1 protein-coding gene is annotated in these 370 nt (G+C 63.5%); it reads left to right on the top strand.

The window, feature by feature from the left end; genetic code table 11:
* The coding region (locus tag AC1DYG_RS20725) for a glutamate-cysteine ligase family protein (protein ID WP_477641709.1) at positions 1–256 on the top strand (256 nt) is incomplete at its 5' end.
* Positions 257–370: the final 114 nt, after the last annotated feature.

Below are 370 nucleotides of genomic sequence, written 5' to 3'. Positions count from 1 at the left end.
GCGCAACGACTGTCAATTGCTGGCCGTGGGCACACCGATGATCGGGCCGCCGAGACTTCCGGTCAGCGACTGCGACAGATATCGACAGATGTCCCAGCGCTTCGGCATCCTCACGATCGAGCAGGGTATCTGCGGATGCCACGTGCACGTCTCCGTGGCTGATCGTGAAACCGGAATCCAGGTGTGTAACCACATCCGCACGTGGCTGCCCACTCTCCTGGCCCTCGGCGCGAATCGGCACAGACTGGCGAATTGATCTCGACCTGGCACTGGGACAGTTCCAACTGGAGGTCGGCGCCCAGCCTGGACGCGGTCGCCGCGACGGCGACATTCCGCATACTCGGTTCGCCGCTCACCGGGTCTACGAGGA

Source organism: Pedococcus sp. P1_H8, from assembly GCF_056405175.1.
The sequence above is the reverse complement of the archived record's forward strand: the minus strand, read 5'-3'. Positions and strand labels throughout refer to the sequence as shown.